This is a genomic window from Facklamia sp. P12932 (genome assembly GCF_050409545.1).
In the GTDB taxonomy this organism is placed as follows: domain Bacteria; phylum Bacillota; class Bacilli; order Lactobacillales; family Aerococcaceae; genus Facklamia.
Map to the genome: position 1 here is coordinate 1 of NZ_JBNUPG010000009.1, position 15,847 is coordinate 15,847.

Annotated in this window: 13 protein-coding genes and 1 other annotated feature; all 13 genes read right to left on the reverse strand. The window is 36.8% G+C overall.

Annotation, left to right across the window (positions count from 1 at the left end):
- Positions 1 to 79: 79 nt before the first annotated feature.
- Positions 80 to 1,984: a M13 family metallopeptidase gene (locus ACQV2P_RS05135; protein ID WP_428882124.1), complete on the reverse strand. Its 1,905-nt coding sequence runs from the start codon at positions 1,982 to 1,984 to the stop codon at positions 80 to 82.
- A 93-nt stretch (positions 1,985 to 2,077) separates the two neighbouring features.
- Entirely contained in the window at positions 2,078 to 2,641 is a 564-nt protein-coding gene (gene mreD / locus ACQV2P_RS05140; RefSeq protein ID WP_428894707.1) for a rod shape-determining protein MreD, read from the reverse strand.
- Positions 2,634 to 3,482 (reverse strand): rod shape-determining protein MreC, encoded by an 849-nt coding sequence (gene mreC / locus ACQV2P_RS05145; protein ID WP_428873892.1) that lies wholly within the window; start codon positions 3,480 to 3,482, stop codon positions 2,634 to 2,636. The genes mreD and mreC overlap by 8 nt, the downstream gene beginning before the upstream one ends.
- Positions 3,483 to 3,510: 28 nt before the next feature.
- The gene (locus ACQV2P_RS05150) at positions 3,511 to 4,533 is read right to left on the reverse strand and encodes a rod shape-determining protein (RefSeq protein ID WP_428894708.1); all 1,023 of its coding nucleotides are present in this window, start codon (positions 4,531 to 4,533) and stop codon (positions 3,511 to 3,513) included.
- A 228-nt stretch (positions 4,534 to 4,761) separates the two neighbouring features.
- Complete coding sequence (locus ACQV2P_RS05155; protein ID WP_428873890.1) at positions 4,762 to 4,965, reverse strand: cold-shock protein; 204 nt, start codon at positions 4,963 to 4,965, stop codon at positions 4,762 to 4,764.
- A gap of 175 nt (positions 4,966 to 5,140) precedes the next feature.
- Positions 5,141 to 5,806, reverse strand: coding sequence for a RadC family protein (radC, locus tag ACQV2P_RS05160; protein WP_428893424.1), 666 nt, complete (start codon positions 5,804 to 5,806; stop codon positions 5,141 to 5,143).
- 105 nt (positions 5,807 to 5,911) lie between these two features.
- Positions 5,912 to 7,258: a bifunctional folylpolyglutamate synthase/dihydrofolate synthase gene (locus ACQV2P_RS05165; RefSeq protein ID WP_428874988.1), complete on the reverse strand. Its 1,347-nt coding sequence runs from the start codon at positions 7,256 to 7,258 to the stop codon at positions 5,912 to 5,914.
- A gap of 24 nt (positions 7,259 to 7,282) precedes the next feature.
- Positions 7,283 to 9,928: a valine--tRNA ligase gene (locus ACQV2P_RS05170; RefSeq protein WP_428894709.1), complete on the reverse strand. Its 2,646-nt coding sequence runs from the start codon at positions 9,926 to 9,928 to the stop codon at positions 7,283 to 7,285.
- Between the two features lie 47 nt (positions 9,929 to 9,975).
- Positions 9,976 to 10,189: a binding site (T-box leader), on the reverse strand.
- A 59-nt stretch (positions 10,190 to 10,248) separates the two neighbouring features.
- A complete protein-coding gene (locus ACQV2P_RS05175) occupies positions 10,249 to 11,004 on the reverse strand; it encodes an NAD-dependent protein deacylase (RefSeq protein ID WP_428892774.1) in 756 nt (251 codons plus the stop codon).
- An 88-nt stretch (positions 11,005 to 11,092) separates the two neighbouring features.
- The gene (locus tag ACQV2P_RS05180) at positions 11,093 to 11,473 is read right to left on the reverse strand and encodes a RidA family protein (protein WP_428873886.1); all 381 of its coding nucleotides are present in this window, start codon (positions 11,471 to 11,473) and stop codon (positions 11,093 to 11,095) included.
- A gap of 39 nt (positions 11,474 to 11,512) precedes the next feature.
- Entirely contained in the window at positions 11,513 to 12,712 is a 1,200-nt protein-coding gene (thiI, locus tag ACQV2P_RS05185; RefSeq protein ID WP_428875004.1) for a tRNA uracil 4-sulfurtransferase ThiI, read from the reverse strand.
- A gap of 13 nt (positions 12,713 to 12,725) precedes the next feature.
- Positions 12,726 to 13,883 carry a cysteine desulfurase family protein gene (locus ACQV2P_RS05190; protein WP_428894710.1) on the reverse strand — a complete coding sequence of 386 codons (1,158 nt, stop codon included), beginning with the start codon at positions 13,881 to 13,883 and terminating at the stop codon, positions 12,726 to 12,728.
- Between the two features lie 95 nt (positions 13,884 to 13,978).
- On the reverse strand, positions 13,979 to 15,703 hold the full coding sequence (locus tag ACQV2P_RS05195; RefSeq protein ID WP_428873884.1) for a septation ring formation regulator EzrA: 1,725 nt from the start codon (positions 15,701 to 15,703) through the stop codon (positions 13,979 to 13,981).
- Between the last annotated feature and the right edge of the window lie 144 nt (positions 15,704 to 15,847).

The following is a 15,847-nucleotide window of genomic DNA, read 5'->3' on the forward strand; positions in this document are numbered from 1 at the left end:
CAGAAGCTCCCTATTTTTATTTGTTTTATGTCACATATGTATTATCGTCTAACATCTAAGGAAAGATATCTTTGGTAAATTACCAAATGCGAACGCGCTCCTCTGGAGCTAGCCACATGCCGTCCCCTTCTGACGTTTCAAATGTTTCATGAAATTCATCAAGATTCTTCACTTGGACATTGGCGCGTAATTCTGCCGGTGCATGAACATCTACTTGAAGCAACATTAATTCATACTCTGGACGCGCTTTTTGACACCAAATACGGGCCCAATTGATAAAGAACTCCTTATAATCTGTTTCTCCTTCATTTTTTAAGGCATTTAATGCAGCTGTCAAACCACCTCCATCTGCAATGTTTTCAGAAACGGTTAACTTGCCATTTACTTTCCCTTGGCCAAACGGTATACCATCCCATTGATCAACCACCGCTTGAGCTTTTTGGTTAAAAGCTTCAAAGTCTTGCTCAGCCCACCAGTTATTCAAGTTACCATTTTCATCAATTTTAGCGCCATTATTATCGAAAGCATGCGAAATCTCATGAGCTATGACAGCTCCAATTCCTCCATAATTCGCCGCTCTTGATTGATCCAGACTATAGAAAGGAGCTTGTAAAATAGCGGCTGGGAAACAAATATTGTTTAAAGTGGGATTGTAATAGGCGTTCACTCTATCTGCTGGCATCAACCATTTATCTCGGTCCACCGCTTGCTTGTATTGTGAAAAATGGTCCTTTTGATGAATCCTCTTTAACGATAAACAATTTTTAAAAAGAGAGCTCTCTGCATTCACTTTTAAGTCTTTATAATATTCTGGATAGTCGTTTGGAAAGCCAATTAGATAGTTAAATTTTTCTAACTTTCTAATTGCTAATTGAATGGTTTCATCACTTAACCATTGGTTCTTTTCCAATCTTTTTTTGTAAACTTCAATCATCGCTTTGACCATGCTCTCTATATCCCTACGAGCTTCGAATCCTAGATATTTTTTGCCATAATAGGTGCCTATCACTTGATCAAACAGATCCCTTACTAGGTAAAAATAAAATTTTTTCGCTTTCATCGGTTCAGGCGTTCCCGATAGAGCCAATGAAAACTCACTGCCTTTTAAACGAAAATCTTCACCTAACACTCCGGATAGGTCATTAATTGTGCTTACTATTATCCAAGATTTAAGAAGTTCAATATTATCCGACTGAACAATTTCATCTAGATGTTCAAAAAAAGAAGGTTGAGTAACAATAATTTTTTCTGGCACTTCTTTGATAATCTGCTTAATAAAAGAATCAATTGCAATTTCTTGACAATAATCTTTCACTTCAGCAATGGATCGTACATTATAATTTTGGGTATAGTCCGCTAATTCTTCTTGCGTTTTCTGATAGCTAGCTAATTTACGATCAAATTCTATACAGTTTTTTACCCATTGTTGACTTTGGTCCTTATTATAACCAAGACTTATTAATAATTTTTCGCTTTGTTTTTGGTATATGTTCAAAAGAAATTGTCCTTTTTCATTTTCTTCATCGTAATATGGAGTATCTGGCAAAATTAACCTTGGGACATCCATATAAAGGCAATTTTGTTCCGCATTTTTCATGTCTGGTTCAACGGATAAGTTAATTAACGAAGGTAATTTATAGTTTAATAGTTCCACCATTTTAGCTGTAATAGCTTGATAATCTGCTTGTGAAAGGATACTATTTAAAAAGTCTTTAGCTTCTGCCAAATTGTCTTTCTCTTGATGTTCAAAATCAAGTGCTTTTTTATAAAGCTTGATAAACTCTAACATTAAAGGATCCGTAGTAGTTAGTTTGCCTTCAACTAACGCGTTGATATCCTTCAAACAAACTTCTTCAACTTTCTCGGCTAATGACATAAATCCACCTGTAGCTGGTTTGTCTGAAGGAATCACCGCTTCTTCTAGCCATTCCCCATTTACCGCTTGATATAAATCATCTTTTAATAAAGAGTGATTGATCGCCATAATAATTCCTCCTCTTTTGTTGTTTTATTCTCTTAATTATAACATTTTATTTCAAATGCATAAAAAAACCGGGAAATAGTTCCCGATCTTCTTTTAAAAGATAATATGATCATCATAACCTAACCAACGCACAAGCAACCGATTAGGAAGATACATGAAAAAGGTTAAGGCCATATTAAAGATTAGAGTTGGTCCTAAACGCATCACAACATAGTCTTCAAAAAGAAGCCTACTTAGTCCTACTTGTTGATAGAAAAGATAAACAACGAAATCAATAATAGTTATTGAAACGATAAATAACATCATATGGATAATAGCGTTGCGTGGAAAGTGACGCCTGATTGAAAGAATAAAATATGCGCTGAGAAAATAAAGAATGGCGTATAGGCCTAAAATGGTTGAATTATAAGCATCTGCTATTAACCCTATAAAGAAAGCATAGATCATAATTGAAGTATTACGTAAATAAAAGGAAAAGGTTACAATAAAATAGAGCAGTAGATGTGAAACAATGATTTGTTCATTTCCTAAAAAGGCTGTGGGAAAGATAGAGGGCAGGGCTGAATCGATTACTAAGGCAAAGAGTAAGACAAGTGGAACAATACCCACAATGTTTCTTTCTCTTTGATAGCCAAATTTAGTCGAAAAATTATTCATCTTGCTGAGCTCCTTCACGTAAGATCACTGTTACAAATCGAATATCAGTCATCTCTCCAGCCGGTTTTACTCTTACCGTTTGGAATAATCCTTGGGCATCCATTTCTGTTTGGGTAACTTCTCCAACAAAGAGCGAGGCTGGTATTACCCCCCCTAAACCAGAAGTAATGACCATATCTCCCGCTTTTACTTTAGCATCTGGCAAAACTTGAGTCATGATGAATTCTTTATCCTTCGGGTCATAGTCACTGATCACACCAATTGCAGAAGATCCATCTTTATCCGTTTGAACACGAGCCGATACCATACCGTCTTTTGATTGGTTGCTAGTTAATAAAAGAACCTTAGAAGATGAAGGATATACCTCTATAATACGTCCAATCAGACCGTTTCCAGCCATAACAGCCATATTTTCTTCCATACCCTGTTTGGAGCCTAAATTGATAATAAGGGTTTCTGTCCATTGATCAGGATTTCTTGAAATAACAGTACCATGAATACTGGTGAATTTAGAAAGAGTTTCTGACAAGTCAAGTTCTTGTCGTAATTTTTCATTTTCAGTCTCCAAATCGGCAATACGCACTTGCATTTCATAAGATTTATCAATTTTTGATTTGAGTGCTTCATTTTCTTCAAAAGTATTGACTAAATCGTCCACAGAATTCACAAACTGAACCACCATGCTTACTGGTTCAGAAAATACTCTGCCGGTCCAGGAGATTGTTTCATTAACAGCTGTTTTGACCACATTATTCGTTCCATTGAAAAGAGAATAAGCGATTAAACTGCTAATGACAATCCCACCCAGAAGAATTCCAATTAACTTCTTATTATTAAGCATATTTTGCCTTCTTTCTACTAGTAAACAATTATCTTAAACTCCGCTCAATCGCTGATGATTGACGATCCAACTCATTAAACATACGTCCTGCACCCATAGCGACACAGTCGATGGGTAAATCGGCTCTTCGTACAGAAAGACCTAATTCTTTTTCAATTCGTTCTGGTAGATGTTTAAGTAAAGACCCGCCACCAGTCAAAATAATACCTGTTTCCATGATGTCTGCAGATAATTCAGGGGGGGTTAATTCTAACACCTGTTTTATTCCTAAAATAATTTGATGAATTACTACATCAATTGCTTTTGCAACTGTCTGAGTGGATACTTTGGCTTCATTGGGCACGCCGGTTATAACATCTCTACCTTTTACAATTAAATGATCATTTTCTTCTTTAGGATCATACAAGGCTTCCCCTATCACTATTTTTAAAGTCTCTGCCGTATAATTTCCTATAATTAAATTGTGTTCTTGGCGAACTTGAGATTGAATTTCTTCATTCATATTATTACTGGCTGCACTAAGCGTTAAGGAATCAACAATCTCGCCATATGATAAAGTGGCGATGTCGGTAGTACCTCCACCGATATCCACAATCATTTTTCCTCTTGCTTCTTCAAGTGCTAAATTCGCTCCTAGAGCTGCTACAAAAGCCTCCTCAACAATCATTGCTCGGTTGATTCCTAATGATTTGATTGCATCAATTAGTGCCTTTCTTTCTACTTTAGAAATTTGGCTTGGCGAACTAATGACAACTTCTGGTTTTGAGAAGGAATGACGTAAGGCTTGAGTAATAAAATGGCCCAACATCATTTTGGTCATTGAGAAGTTAGCGATAACGCCCTTACGAATGGGGTAAATCATTTCATAACGGTTTGACGTTCTTCCAACTAGTTTCGATGCTTCTTTTCCATAGGCAACAACTTCTCCTGATTCTTTGTCAATTGCTACTATAGAGGGTTGGCGCAATGCAATACCCTTTCGTGCAATGTAAATGATGGTTGTTGAAGTGCCTAAGTCAATTCCAATTTGCTGTTTGCCAAAAATCCCCATGCATTCATCCGCCTTTCAAATAATAGCAATAGCTTTGTAAATTATAGCAAAAAAAAAGTTTAAAAACTAGCGAACCCTTTCTTTGCTCAACTGAATTTTAAATTTTGGAAATTTCATTTGGTTTTTAAACAACTGCTTGAGCACGATTATAGCTATCAAAAAATACCGCAAGGTTATTTAGTTCCCTTACGGTATTTTTTGATTCGATAGATTAGATTGGTCGAAAGTCTAGGCTAATTTTTCAACATTAACTGCTTGAGGTCCACGAGCGCCTTCCTCAACTTCGAATTGAACTGCTTGTCCTTCTGCTAAAGTTTTGAAGCCTTCACCTTGGATGGCTGAGAAGTGTACAAATACGTCTGAGTCACCCTCACGTTCGATAAAGCCAAAACCTTTAGATTCGTTAAACCATTTTACTGTACCTTGTTCCATTTACAAATATCCTCCTCGTGCCTAAGCACCTGTATTAATTATATTCTTGCTCTTGGTACGAAGTGGAATTCCCAAACTATGATACCCCTTACAAAAACATATCTAAATTCTAACATAGCTTGTTATTCTATTTCAATAGTTTTCAAGTATTTTATCATTTAGCATTTAAAGATAACTAAATAAAACAATCACTCGCTTCACGCAAACTCAAATAGCAATCGTTTCCAATAATCAAATGATCCAAAAGTTCAATCCCCATCATCTCCCCACACGCTATCATTCGCTTGGTAAATAGCAAATCTGCCTGTGAAGGATCTGGATTACCAGAAGGATGGTTGTGAGCAATAATTAGCCTTGCAGTTGGATATTTTACCGCTTCTTTAAAAATTTCTCTTGGGCAAGCTACCGAACTATTGACCGAACCGATAAAGATGGTTTGTTTTTTGATAATTTCATTCTTACTATTTAGAAAAAGAGCGACTAAATGTTCTTGATGAAGGTCTCCCATCTCTTTAATCAACCATTGCCCTGCTTGAGAAGTTGAAGTTAGAACGCCCTGTTTTTTAAATTGGGCATCTTGCACTCTACTCCCAAACTCAATCGCTGCTTTTATCTCAACTGCTTTAGCAGGACCAATTCCTTTAATCGATTGGAGTTCACTAAGTGAGGCAATTTTTAAAGTGTTGAGTGGTTCAAAATGACTAAGCAAACGAATGGCTAAGTTTAAGACATTTTCTTTTTTGCTTCCTGTTCTAAGGAGAATAGCCAACAATTCATGATTGGATAAATTTTTAGCACCGTATTGTCTGAGACGTTCGCGCGGCTGGTCTTGCTGGGTCATTTGACGGATACAAGAGTTATTCGATGACAAAAGAATTCCCCCTTACTGCTAGTATCAATAAATACAAGAAGTAAGGAGGAAAAGTGCTCGCTATTATTCAATAAGTTAAATCATTTGGTGAGCTAAGAGATAGGCTCTAGCTTCTGAGACAAAGTATAGAGAGCCCGTTATTAATAAGAGGGCCTGCTTATTATTTTGATTATTTAATTGATAATCATTCATCCAACTTTTCCAATCATCAACGTAATGGGCTTTATGACGATTGACAATTGATTCGGCTTGTAAAACTTCTGCAAAATCTTTTTCTTTCATAGCTTCGAAATGGTGGAAGGAAGTCAAATAAACTTTTTCGGCATGAAAATTCAACAATAAAGGAACTTGTTCTGCTTGATTTTTCTTCTTTAAACCTCCATAAATAATGGTGATCTCGAAAGCAGAAAAGTTCTCATCTACCACACTTTTCAGTGCGGTCAGCCCTTCCATATTATGCGCCCCATCTAAAAAGATGTATGGATTTTCAAAAATCTTTTCTAATCGACCAATCCATTTTGTCTTTTGCAAAGCCTCTCTCGCTTTGGGCCAATCAATCGTTTGCTTTTGGTGAGCCATCCATGAAATAAATACTTGCAAAGAAACGGCCGCATTTCTCACCTGATGATCTCCCACCATATTTATTTCAAAAGCTTCTTGTGGAATTGCTTGACTGTCAGTCCAAAATTGGAATTGAGTCTTAAAAGGGCTTAACTTGTTAATATTTTTGACACCGAAAGTTTGGTCATAAGAGTGGTGGACAGCTGTGCGAGCATTTGCCCATTTATCAATAATGCTTAGAGGACTTTTTTGAATAAGTCCTGTGACAACCTCTTTTTGCGGCTTGATGATGCCCGCTTTTTCAAGAGCAACGGACTCTAAGGTGTCTCCTAACATATCCGCGTGATCCATACCAATAGAAGTAACAACGGCAATCTCTCCGTCTAAAACATTAGTACAATCCGACATGCCTCCGATTCCTGCTTCAATCAAGCAAACATCCGGTTTTTTTTCTTGAAAATATAAGCACATCATAATAGTAAATAGTTCAAAATATATTAAACGACCATAAGGAGAGTAGGCTTCCATGTAATCATTTAATTCAACCAATTGATTGGTTAAACGAATGAGCGCTTCGTCACTAATTTGTTGACCATCAAAAGTAATTCTCTCATTAAACCGCTCAATATGTGGCGAGGTGAAAGATCCTACTTTATAGCCCTGGCTCGACAGTAAATCTCTTAAATAAGCTACCGTTGATCCTTTACCATTAGTCCCGGTGATATGGATAATTGGTAAACCTTTGTGAGGATTTCCCACATATTCCAAAGCTTGATACATTTTAGTCATATCAGGTCTTGGGATAGGATTGATTTGGTTTAACAACCAATGAGTCGCCTCATCAACATTTGTAAACGTCATTTTGATTCCTCTTTTTCTAACTATTTAGATTAATGGTTTTAATTCTTCAATTCTTTCTTGCACTGCTTTTAACCTTTGTTCATATTCAGCTAATTTAGTGCGTTCACCTTCAACTACTTGAGCAGGTGCTTTAGCAACAAATCCTTCATTCGAAAGTTTCTTCACTAGACGTTCGACTTCTTTTTCTAACTTAGTGACTTCTTGCTCCAAGCGCTTAATCTCATCCTCTATTTTGACTAATCCAGCTAATGGGATGAAAATTTGTGCAAATGAAAGTGTCTGTGTAACCATTTCTCCTTCTATTTCAGGATTAGCGGCAATTTCTAAGTGGTCTGTGTGACAGAAACGATTAATGTATGCCCGGTTACTTTCTAAACTTTCTTCAATACCCTTATCTTGAACTTTAATAATCATTTTTAAAGCTTTAGATAATGGTGTGTTCATTTCATTTCTGATTTGACGCACCGCTGTAATGACTTCAATCAATTCCTGCATTTGTTTTTCAGCAATATCGTTTTTGTATTCTTCTTTAACGGTTGGATAAGCTGCTGTAACGATTGATGCAGCTTGTGGAGCAATTTGCTGCCAAATTTCTTCAGTTACAAAGGGCATAATCGGATGTAATAGACGTAAGAATTGGTCCAAGACATAAACAAGAACTGATTTAGTGGCAAAATGATCATGTTCTTGATCTTGCAACTGTTCTTTAGTCATTTCGATATACCAGTCACAGTAATCATCCCAAATGAAATGATATAAGACCCTACCTGCTTCTCCAAATTCAAAGCGTTCAAATAAACGGCTTACTTCTTCAATTGTTGTTTGTAAACGGGAAAGAATCCACTGATCGGCAAGTGTCAAATCTTGCTTGATTTCTAAATTTTCAATGGTTAAATCACCCACATTCATTAATACATAACGTGAAGCATTCCAGATTTTATTAATAAAGTTCCAAGCTGCTCCCATCTTTTCAGTGGAGTAACGAATATCTTGTCCGGGAGTCGACCCTGTGGCTAAGAACCAGCGAAGGGAATCCACCCCATATTCATCAATAACGTCCATTGGATCAATTCCATTGCCTAGCGATTTTGACATCTTACGCCCCTGGCTATCACGGATTAATCCATGAATTAAAACATTTTGGAAAGGTCGTTTACCCGTAAACTCTAAAGATTGGAAAATCATACGCGACACCCAGAAGAAAATAATATCATAACCGGTCACTAAGGTACTGGTTGGGAAGTAGCGACGATAATCGTGACCTTCTTCTGGCCAACCCATGGTTGAAAATGGCCACAAGGCAGATGAGAACCATGTATCTAAAACATCCGGATCTCTTAACCAATTTTCTTCATCACTGGGGGCTTGTTCGCCAACATAAACTTCACCTGTTTCTTTATGGTACCAGGCTGGAATTTGATGTCCCCACCAAAGTTGACGTGAGATCACCCAATCATGAACATTTTCCATCCAAGTTTGGAAAGTTTGATTAAAGCGTGGTGGGTAAAATTCAACTGCTTGATCGGTTGCTTGATTAGCCAAAGCTTGCTGGGCTAAAGGTTTCATCTTGACAAACCACTGAGTAGATAGATAAGGCTCTACGACCGCCCCAGAACGCTCAGAATGGCCCACTGAATGCGTATGTTCTTCAATCTTAACTAAGTAGCCTTGCTCTTTTAAATCTTTTACAATTTGCTTGCGTGCATCGAAGCGATCCATGCCTGCATATTTTCCACCTAATTCGTTAATAGTGCCATCTTTTTTCATCACATTCATTCGTGGTAGATGATGACGGTTACCGACTTCAAAGTCATTCGGGTCATGAGCTGGGGTAATCTTCACTACACCTGTACCAAATTCTCGATCCACATACTCATCTGCTACGACAGGAATTTCACGATTCATTAATGGTAAGAGTACTTTTTTACCGATCAAATGTTGATAACGCTCATCAGCAGGGTGTACAGCAATCGCTGTATCACCTAAAAGTGTTTCAGGACGGGTGGTGGCAATTTGAACCACTTCATCACTACCAACCATTGGATAATTAACATGATAAAAAGCACCTGGTACATCTTTATGGATCACTTCAATATCGGATAGAGCCGTTTGGGCTTTTGGATCCCAGTTAATAATATATTCTCCCCGATAGATAAGTCCTTTTTCATAAAGTTTAACAAAGACTTTATTAACTGCTTTGTTTAAACCGTCATCCAGCGTAAAACGTTCACGCGCATAATCGACTGAAATACCCATTTTCCCCCATTGCTGGCGGATAATGGTTGCATATTCTTCCTTCCAAGACCAAGTTTTTTCTAGGAATTTCTCCCGCCCTAAATTATGACGACTTAAGTTTTCATCTTCTGCTAAACGCTCTTCCACTTTAGCTTGAGTCGCAATTCCAGCATGGTCCATACCAGGTAACCATAAAGTATCATAGCCTTGCATTCTTTTAGAACGGATAATCATATCCTGCAAAGTCACATCCCAAGCGTGACCTAAATGTAATTTACCCGTTACGTTAGGGGGTGGAATTACAATTGAATATGGCTCTGCTTTAGAATCTCCTGAAGGCTTAAATACACCTTGTTCTATCCATTTTTGATATTTACCTGCTTCAACCGTCTGAGGTTGGTACTTACTTGGCATTTGCTTCGTATTTTCTACCATCGTTACACCTTCCTTAATTCATTTTCATAAAAAAAATCCTATGCTTTGCATAGGACGTCAATTACGTGGTACCACCTAAATTTAATCAAGTAAAAAAGTTGCTTAATCACTCTTTCTTGTTAACGGAGCAGACTCCGTAAGACACTATTGTTGATTTCTCATGTCTTATGACTCCAAGCTACCTTCATTCATCGAGAAACTTTCAGCGCAAGGTTTCCTCTCTGGATGGTGATGAATTACTCTTCTCTTCTTAGTCAAATTAAAATTTAAGTTGGACTTATTTTATCATTCTTTACAGCTTTGAACAAGGCCTTCGCCATTTAATCATTATTTGCTAAATAATCTTTCACTAACTGAAAAACTGCCTCAATTTTATCTTCAAAAATCAAAGCATTGGGCTTGCTAATTAGAATTGGTGTCTGATTAATGATTACTTGAGAATTTCCTCTAAAATAATGAATAAATGAAGCGGCCGGATAAACATTTAAGGAAGTTCCTGCGATAATCATGAGGTCTGCTTGACTAATGGCTTGGATTGATTGATTAATGGTCTCTTCATTCAAGCTTTCTTCATATAACACCACGTCTGGCTTAATAATCGCTTGATCTTTAGGACAGCGTGGAATGCCCTGAGCATCTTTTTCTAATTGATCCAGAGCATAGTAGCTACCACATTGCGTACAATAATTATTTAAAACAGACCCATGAAGTTCTAAGACTCGACTTGAACCAGCCTTTTGATGGAGGCCATCGATATTTTGGGTGACAACTGTCACTTCTTTTCCTTTGTTTTCTAATTCTTTTAGAAAAAAATGAGCCAAATTGGGTTGTATTTCTGGATAGACTAAATGCTCAAAGTAGTATTCAAAAAAGATTTGAGGATGTTGTTTATAGAAGGAATGCGAGATTATTTCTTCCGCTGAGTATTGGTAATTGGTTTCTTGCATAAACAAACCATCTGCAGAACGAAAATCTGGAATACCAGATGCGGTTGAAACACCGGCTCCACCAAAAAAGACAATCTTGCGACTTTTCTGAATGATTTGAGCAAATTCTTTGATCTGATTTTCGATCATTATTTTCAATCTCCTTTAAATTTTAAAAAAGAACCGTCAACAACCACTTACATCAGTCGTTAGACAGCTCTTTTTAATATCTTATAAATTATAAACTAGCGATTACTTCAATTTCTACTAAAACATTCTTAGGTAAGGTCTTAACAGCCACTGCTGAACGAGCTGGTTTGGATGTGAAATATTCAGCATAAATTTCATTAAAAACGGCGAAATCACCCATATCTGCCAAGAAACATGTGGTTTTTACAACATTTTCTGCAGAGTATCCTGCTGCATTTAGTAGAGCATCGATATTAGCAATTACTTGCTTTGTTTGATTTGTTATTTCTTTTGCTTCTATTTCACCTGAGGCTGGATTGATTGGGATTTGACCTGAACAGAAAAGTAGCTCTCCTACTTGTTTTGCTTGAGAGTATGGTCCAATTGCTGCTGGGGCTTTTTTTGTATTGATTGTTTTAATTTCTGTCATAATTACTCCTCTTTCTTAATGAATTCTTGCGACAACAACTTATAATAAATCATTGAAGGCTGTAGCCGCTTCGCTTTGATAACTAGCAGTGATTTCACTTGTCTTGATATTTTCCAAGGCTTCTTTCACTAGTTGGTCAATTGGTAAGAGCGCCTCATACTCTTTAACAGTATGAAGTCTAGGCTTAGTCCAAGGTGACTTTGGTGCAAAGACCGTACAGCAATCTTCATAGGGCTCATTAGAAATATCGTAAGTTCCAATGGTTTCAGCCATTGCTATTATATCATTTTTATCAACTGCAATTAAAGGTCTTAATATTAAAGAATGGGTCACTTCATTAATCACTTGCATCGATTGTAAAGTTTGTGAGGCAACTTGACCTAGCGACTCCCCATTAACAATTGCTCGGGCTTTATGCTCTTTTAACAAAGCATCCATTAGGCGTAACATGATCCGACGCATAATAGTCATGGATAAATTGTCGGGAACATGTTCTCGAATCGCCAACTGAATATGAGCAAAAGGAACCTCGTGAAAAGTAATCGCAGTGGCGTACTGAGCGAGAACTGCTGTTAATCGTTTAGCTTTTTCAAGCGCTTGTAAAGAAGTATAAGGTGGACTGGCAAAATGAACCATTTCCAACTTCATTCCCCTTTTTATCATTTGATAACCAGCAATCGGTGAATCAAAACCACCCGAAAGCATTAATAAGCCTTTCCCACTTGAACCATAAGGTAAGCCACCCATACCTGGATAGTTTTTTAAACTAAGATAGGCTATATCTTGATGGATGGATATGACCACTTTGTGTTTAGCTTTTCTCAGATCAACCGTTAATTCCGGATGGGCTTGCAAAATGATGCTCCCTATTTCTCTTTGAATGGCAATACTATCATGCTCAAAGTTCTTATCCGATCGCTTAGCAATTACTTTAAAGCTATCTCCCGGTTGAGCATTTAACTCAGCAAAAAGTTCAAGGGCTTTTTTTCCAATTTCTTGAAGATCCTTTTCAACAGGAAAAACAGGTTCAAACCTTTGAATTCCTGGAATTGTTTTAATGATTTCAATCAGTTCATCGTAAGCTGTTTCGTGCCAATAAAGATGCATGAAATCATGATGTGCATGAATTTTAATTTTCTCTAAATGTTTGGTTTTATAGCGTATATGCTCAGCAATTTTATTTTGAAACATTTTACGGTTACGCCCTTTTGTTGAGAGCTCCCCATAGTGAATTAACATCTCTTTCAATCTTTTAGGCTCCTTTCAAATCTTGCTTAAACTTTGTTGAAATCTCATGGATTGGTTTAATTAATTGATCTACTTCTGCTTGGCTGGTTGTCTGCGATAAAGAAATTCTTATTGAAGAATTAGCTAAATTGTTATCAATGCCCATCGCTTTAAGGGTATGATGGTCATTTTTCTTACGACTTGAGCAAGCAGAAGTTGTCGAAATCATGATATCAGCATTGGAAAAAGCTTGAAGTAATACCTCGCCTGGCACACCTGGAAAGGCCGCACAGATAATATGTGGACTCACTTGCTCCTGGCTACCACCAAAGACTTGCCAATTCATTTTTTTAAGTGTTTGAGTTATTTGAGTGCGATAATGATTTATGTGTTTGATACTTTCTGCTTGGTTTTCCCAAGCTAATCTTAAAGCTTTGGCCGTTGCTACAATCGCTGGTAGGTTTTCAGTAGAAGAGCGCATACCAAACTCTTGACCGCCTCCAAATAATAAAGGTGCTTTCGTAACACGTTGGCGAATGGCTAAGAGACCCACCCCTCTTACCGAGTGAAATTTATGGCTAGAAAGAGTTAATAAATCAATTCTACTATGATGCATAGCTTTCATCCTACAAGTTATGGCTTGAACAGCGTCAACATGCCAAAGGATTTGTGGATAGTTTTCTAATTTTTGTGCCAATGGTTCAACTGGTAAAAAAGATCCAACCTCATTATTGACTAACATAGTAGAAACAAGTAATACTTGATCACTCAGTAGATTTTCAAAGCTGTTTAAATCCAATTGACCATTATGATCCACCGGTGCTAGGATTACTTCAAAGCCTCTTGTTTTTAAGTGGTCAATTTGCGAGCGAATAGAAGGGTGCTCAATAGCTGATAGGATAATTTGTCGCCTATTAGGATGAAGCTTAGCGTGAGCTGATAATAGACTTTGAAGTGTCCAATTGTTAGATTCAGTCCCTGATGAGGTACAAAAGATTTCATTGCTTTTAAAAAGTAATAAGTCTGCAATTTGTTGCCGAGCATTATTCAACAGACTATTGGCCTCTTGACCTAATTTGTGGGCACTTGAAGGGTTAGCAAAATATTTTTGAGCTACTTGATTGTAGGTGTCTAAAACAGTAGCACGAGCTGGAGTGGTTGCGGCATGATCAAAATATAACATCTGTAATCCTTTCTTACTTCTATTTAGTAACGACAATTGACTCAAGAAAAAACCGAACAGATCCCAAAACCAAGGAATCTATTCGGACTTTACTTTTAATAAAATCGGATTTGTTTTTCTTGATGATACATCCTTCGAACTTGCGTCGGTGCATCTGGATCGACTTGACGAAGGACTTTTTCAATGGTTGCCAAAGCTTCACGGTAACGGAATTCTTGGTGGAAGTAGTATTGCGCTTCTTTAATTGCTTGGTCTACCTCTGGGTAATCGTAGCGAAAACGATTGGAATGTTGAATCATATATTCGGTGAGCATGGCTGAATCGATGGTTTCTTCAGTCATTGCCTCCAATTCATCTAAACCTTGTTCTAAATTACCTTCCATCTCATCAATTTGATTCATATCCACTCGGACACGATTGAGTTGTTGAGAGAGGTTCTCAATATGATCAGTTACCTTATAAAACAATTCATAATAGCTATCATGTAAGCCAGGCAAATGGTTTTTTTCTAACTTACGCTTCATATTTCTAAGGTCTAATTCATATAAATCAAGATTTGATTTAGCTTCTTTCTCTCGACTGGTTAAGCCAGCTATCGATTTTACTAACTGATTTTGTTCATCTGCTATTTCTTCAATAGAACGCTCGATTTTACGCATTTTGCTTTCTATTTGAGTAAATACGGCATGATTTTGTTCAATATCAACTTCCATATCTTTGAATTTTTGATACTCTAAGCGAATTCTTTCGGTTAAGTCATTGACTTGGTCTAATTCATTATTATGTAAGATGTAAGATTGAGAGATCCGATCGACTTCTATTCCTGCATAACGATTGTTTTCAGTTACTGCTTCAATTCGTCCCTTCAATTGATGAAGGTGACTATTCACATATTCTTTAGCCATAATTTCTGATTCTAACTGATCGTATAAGGAATTAATTTCACGCTCTGCTTTGTCCATTAAGGTTTTAGCGTCAGCTAAATCAGCATTTTTAATCTCGTTTTTGGCTTGGTTTAACTGCTCTTGAATTTTATCAATTTCTTCTAAAACATTAATATTATCAAAGTTAAAGCGACTAGCCACCATTTTTTCGTAGCCATCTCTAATATCTTCAAGTGAATCTTCATATTCACTTTGAATCTTATCGTACATACTTGGAATTTTTTGTAAGATTTCTTCAAATGACGATAAGTCAGCCTCTAAGTTATCTAGCATATCTTGAGCATCTAGATGATCACCGTTAGCAGTTAGTTCATTATATTTAGTGAAGTTCAACTCTAAATATTGAAGGTTTTTTTCAAGCGTTTCAATCGCTGGCCCATAATCAAAAGAATGATTCATGACACTTTTGCGAGCAGTTTGATAACGTTCAAGTAAGGCTTCATAACGTTCTTGATTTTCATCCTCTGTTGCCAATAATTCTGTTAATTCCTGATGCAATTGATGAACTTGAATTTCTGTTTCATCAAGAATTTCACGTGCTTGATTTAGTGCGTTTTTTGCTCTCACTAGATTCATTTGTTCTACAAATTGTTCAGAACCTACCAAAGCGGCTTCTATTTCAGTAAATTGAAAGTTGGTAATGGTTTGCCAAGTAGCCACTAAACTTTCATATTTTCTTTTTGTTTGACCAGATAGATTCATATTCTTCAAAGTAAAGAGCTGGTCAGCAACAGAAATAGACATCATTTCATCTTTACGTTGTTCCAAATCTTTAATTTCTTTCTTTCTCTGTGTACGGAAATAATAAATTAATCCATAGATTAAGAGTATTGCTACAATGATCAAGAACAGGATGTCCGTGAATTTAATACTCATTCCTTTTCGCTCCTCTACTTATTTCTAATCCCCTGCCTATTGGCCTTTTGCATAAATAATCACCATACATTATAACATTTGAAGGCTTTCTTTTAAAGGCATTGTTCAATAAAAAACTTCCTTAGGCTCTAATGGAAAAAAATA

Bases quoted from the DNA above. Each gene is read 5' to 3' on its own strand.
- ACQV2P_RS05135 (WP_428882124.1), bottom strand. From the start codon at position 1,984: ATGGCGATCAATCACTCTTTATTAAAAGATGATTTATATCAAGCGGTA.
- mreD (WP_428894707.1), bottom strand. From the start codon at position 2,641: ATGAATAATTTTTCGACTAAATTTGGCTATCAAAGAGAAAGAAACATT.
- mreC (WP_428873892.1), bottom strand. From the start codon at position 3,482: ATGCTTAATAATAAGAAGTTAATTGGAATTCTTCTGGGTGGGATTGTC.
- ACQV2P_RS05150 (WP_428894708.1), bottom strand. From the start codon at position 4,533: ATGGGGATTTTTGGCAAACAGCAAATTGGAATTGACTTAGGCACTTCA.
- ACQV2P_RS05155 (WP_428873890.1), bottom strand. From the start codon at position 4,965: ATGGAACAAGGTACAGTAAAATGGTTTAACGAATCTAAAGGTTTTGGC.
- radC (WP_428893424.1), bottom strand. From the start codon at position 5,806: ATGACCCAGCAAGACCAGCCGCGCGAACGTCTCAGACAATACGGTGCT.
- ACQV2P_RS05165 (WP_428874988.1), bottom strand. From the start codon at position 7,258: ATGACGTTTACAAATGTTGATGAGGCGACTCATTGGTTGTTAAACCAA.
- ACQV2P_RS05170 (WP_428894709.1), bottom strand. From the start codon at position 9,928: ATGGTAGAAAATACGAAGCAAATGCCAAGTAAGTACCAACCTCAGACG.
- ACQV2P_RS05175 (WP_428892774.1), bottom strand. From the start codon at position 11,004: ATGATCGAAAATCAGATCAAAGAATTTGCTCAAATCATTCAGAAAAGT.
- ACQV2P_RS05180 (WP_428873886.1), bottom strand. From the start codon at position 11,473: ATGACAGAAATTAAAACAATCAATACAAAAAAAGCCCCAGCAGCAATT.
- thiI (WP_428875004.1), bottom strand. From the start codon at position 12,712: ATGTTAATTCACTATGGGGAGCTCTCAACAAAAGGGCGTAACCGTAAA.
- ACQV2P_RS05190 (WP_428894710.1), bottom strand. From the start codon at position 13,883: ATGTTATATTTTGATCATGCCGCAACCACTCCAGCTCGTGCTACTGTT.
- ACQV2P_RS05195 (WP_428873884.1), bottom strand. From the start codon at position 15,703: ATGAGTATTAAATTCACGGACATCCTGTTCTTGATCATTGTAGCAATA.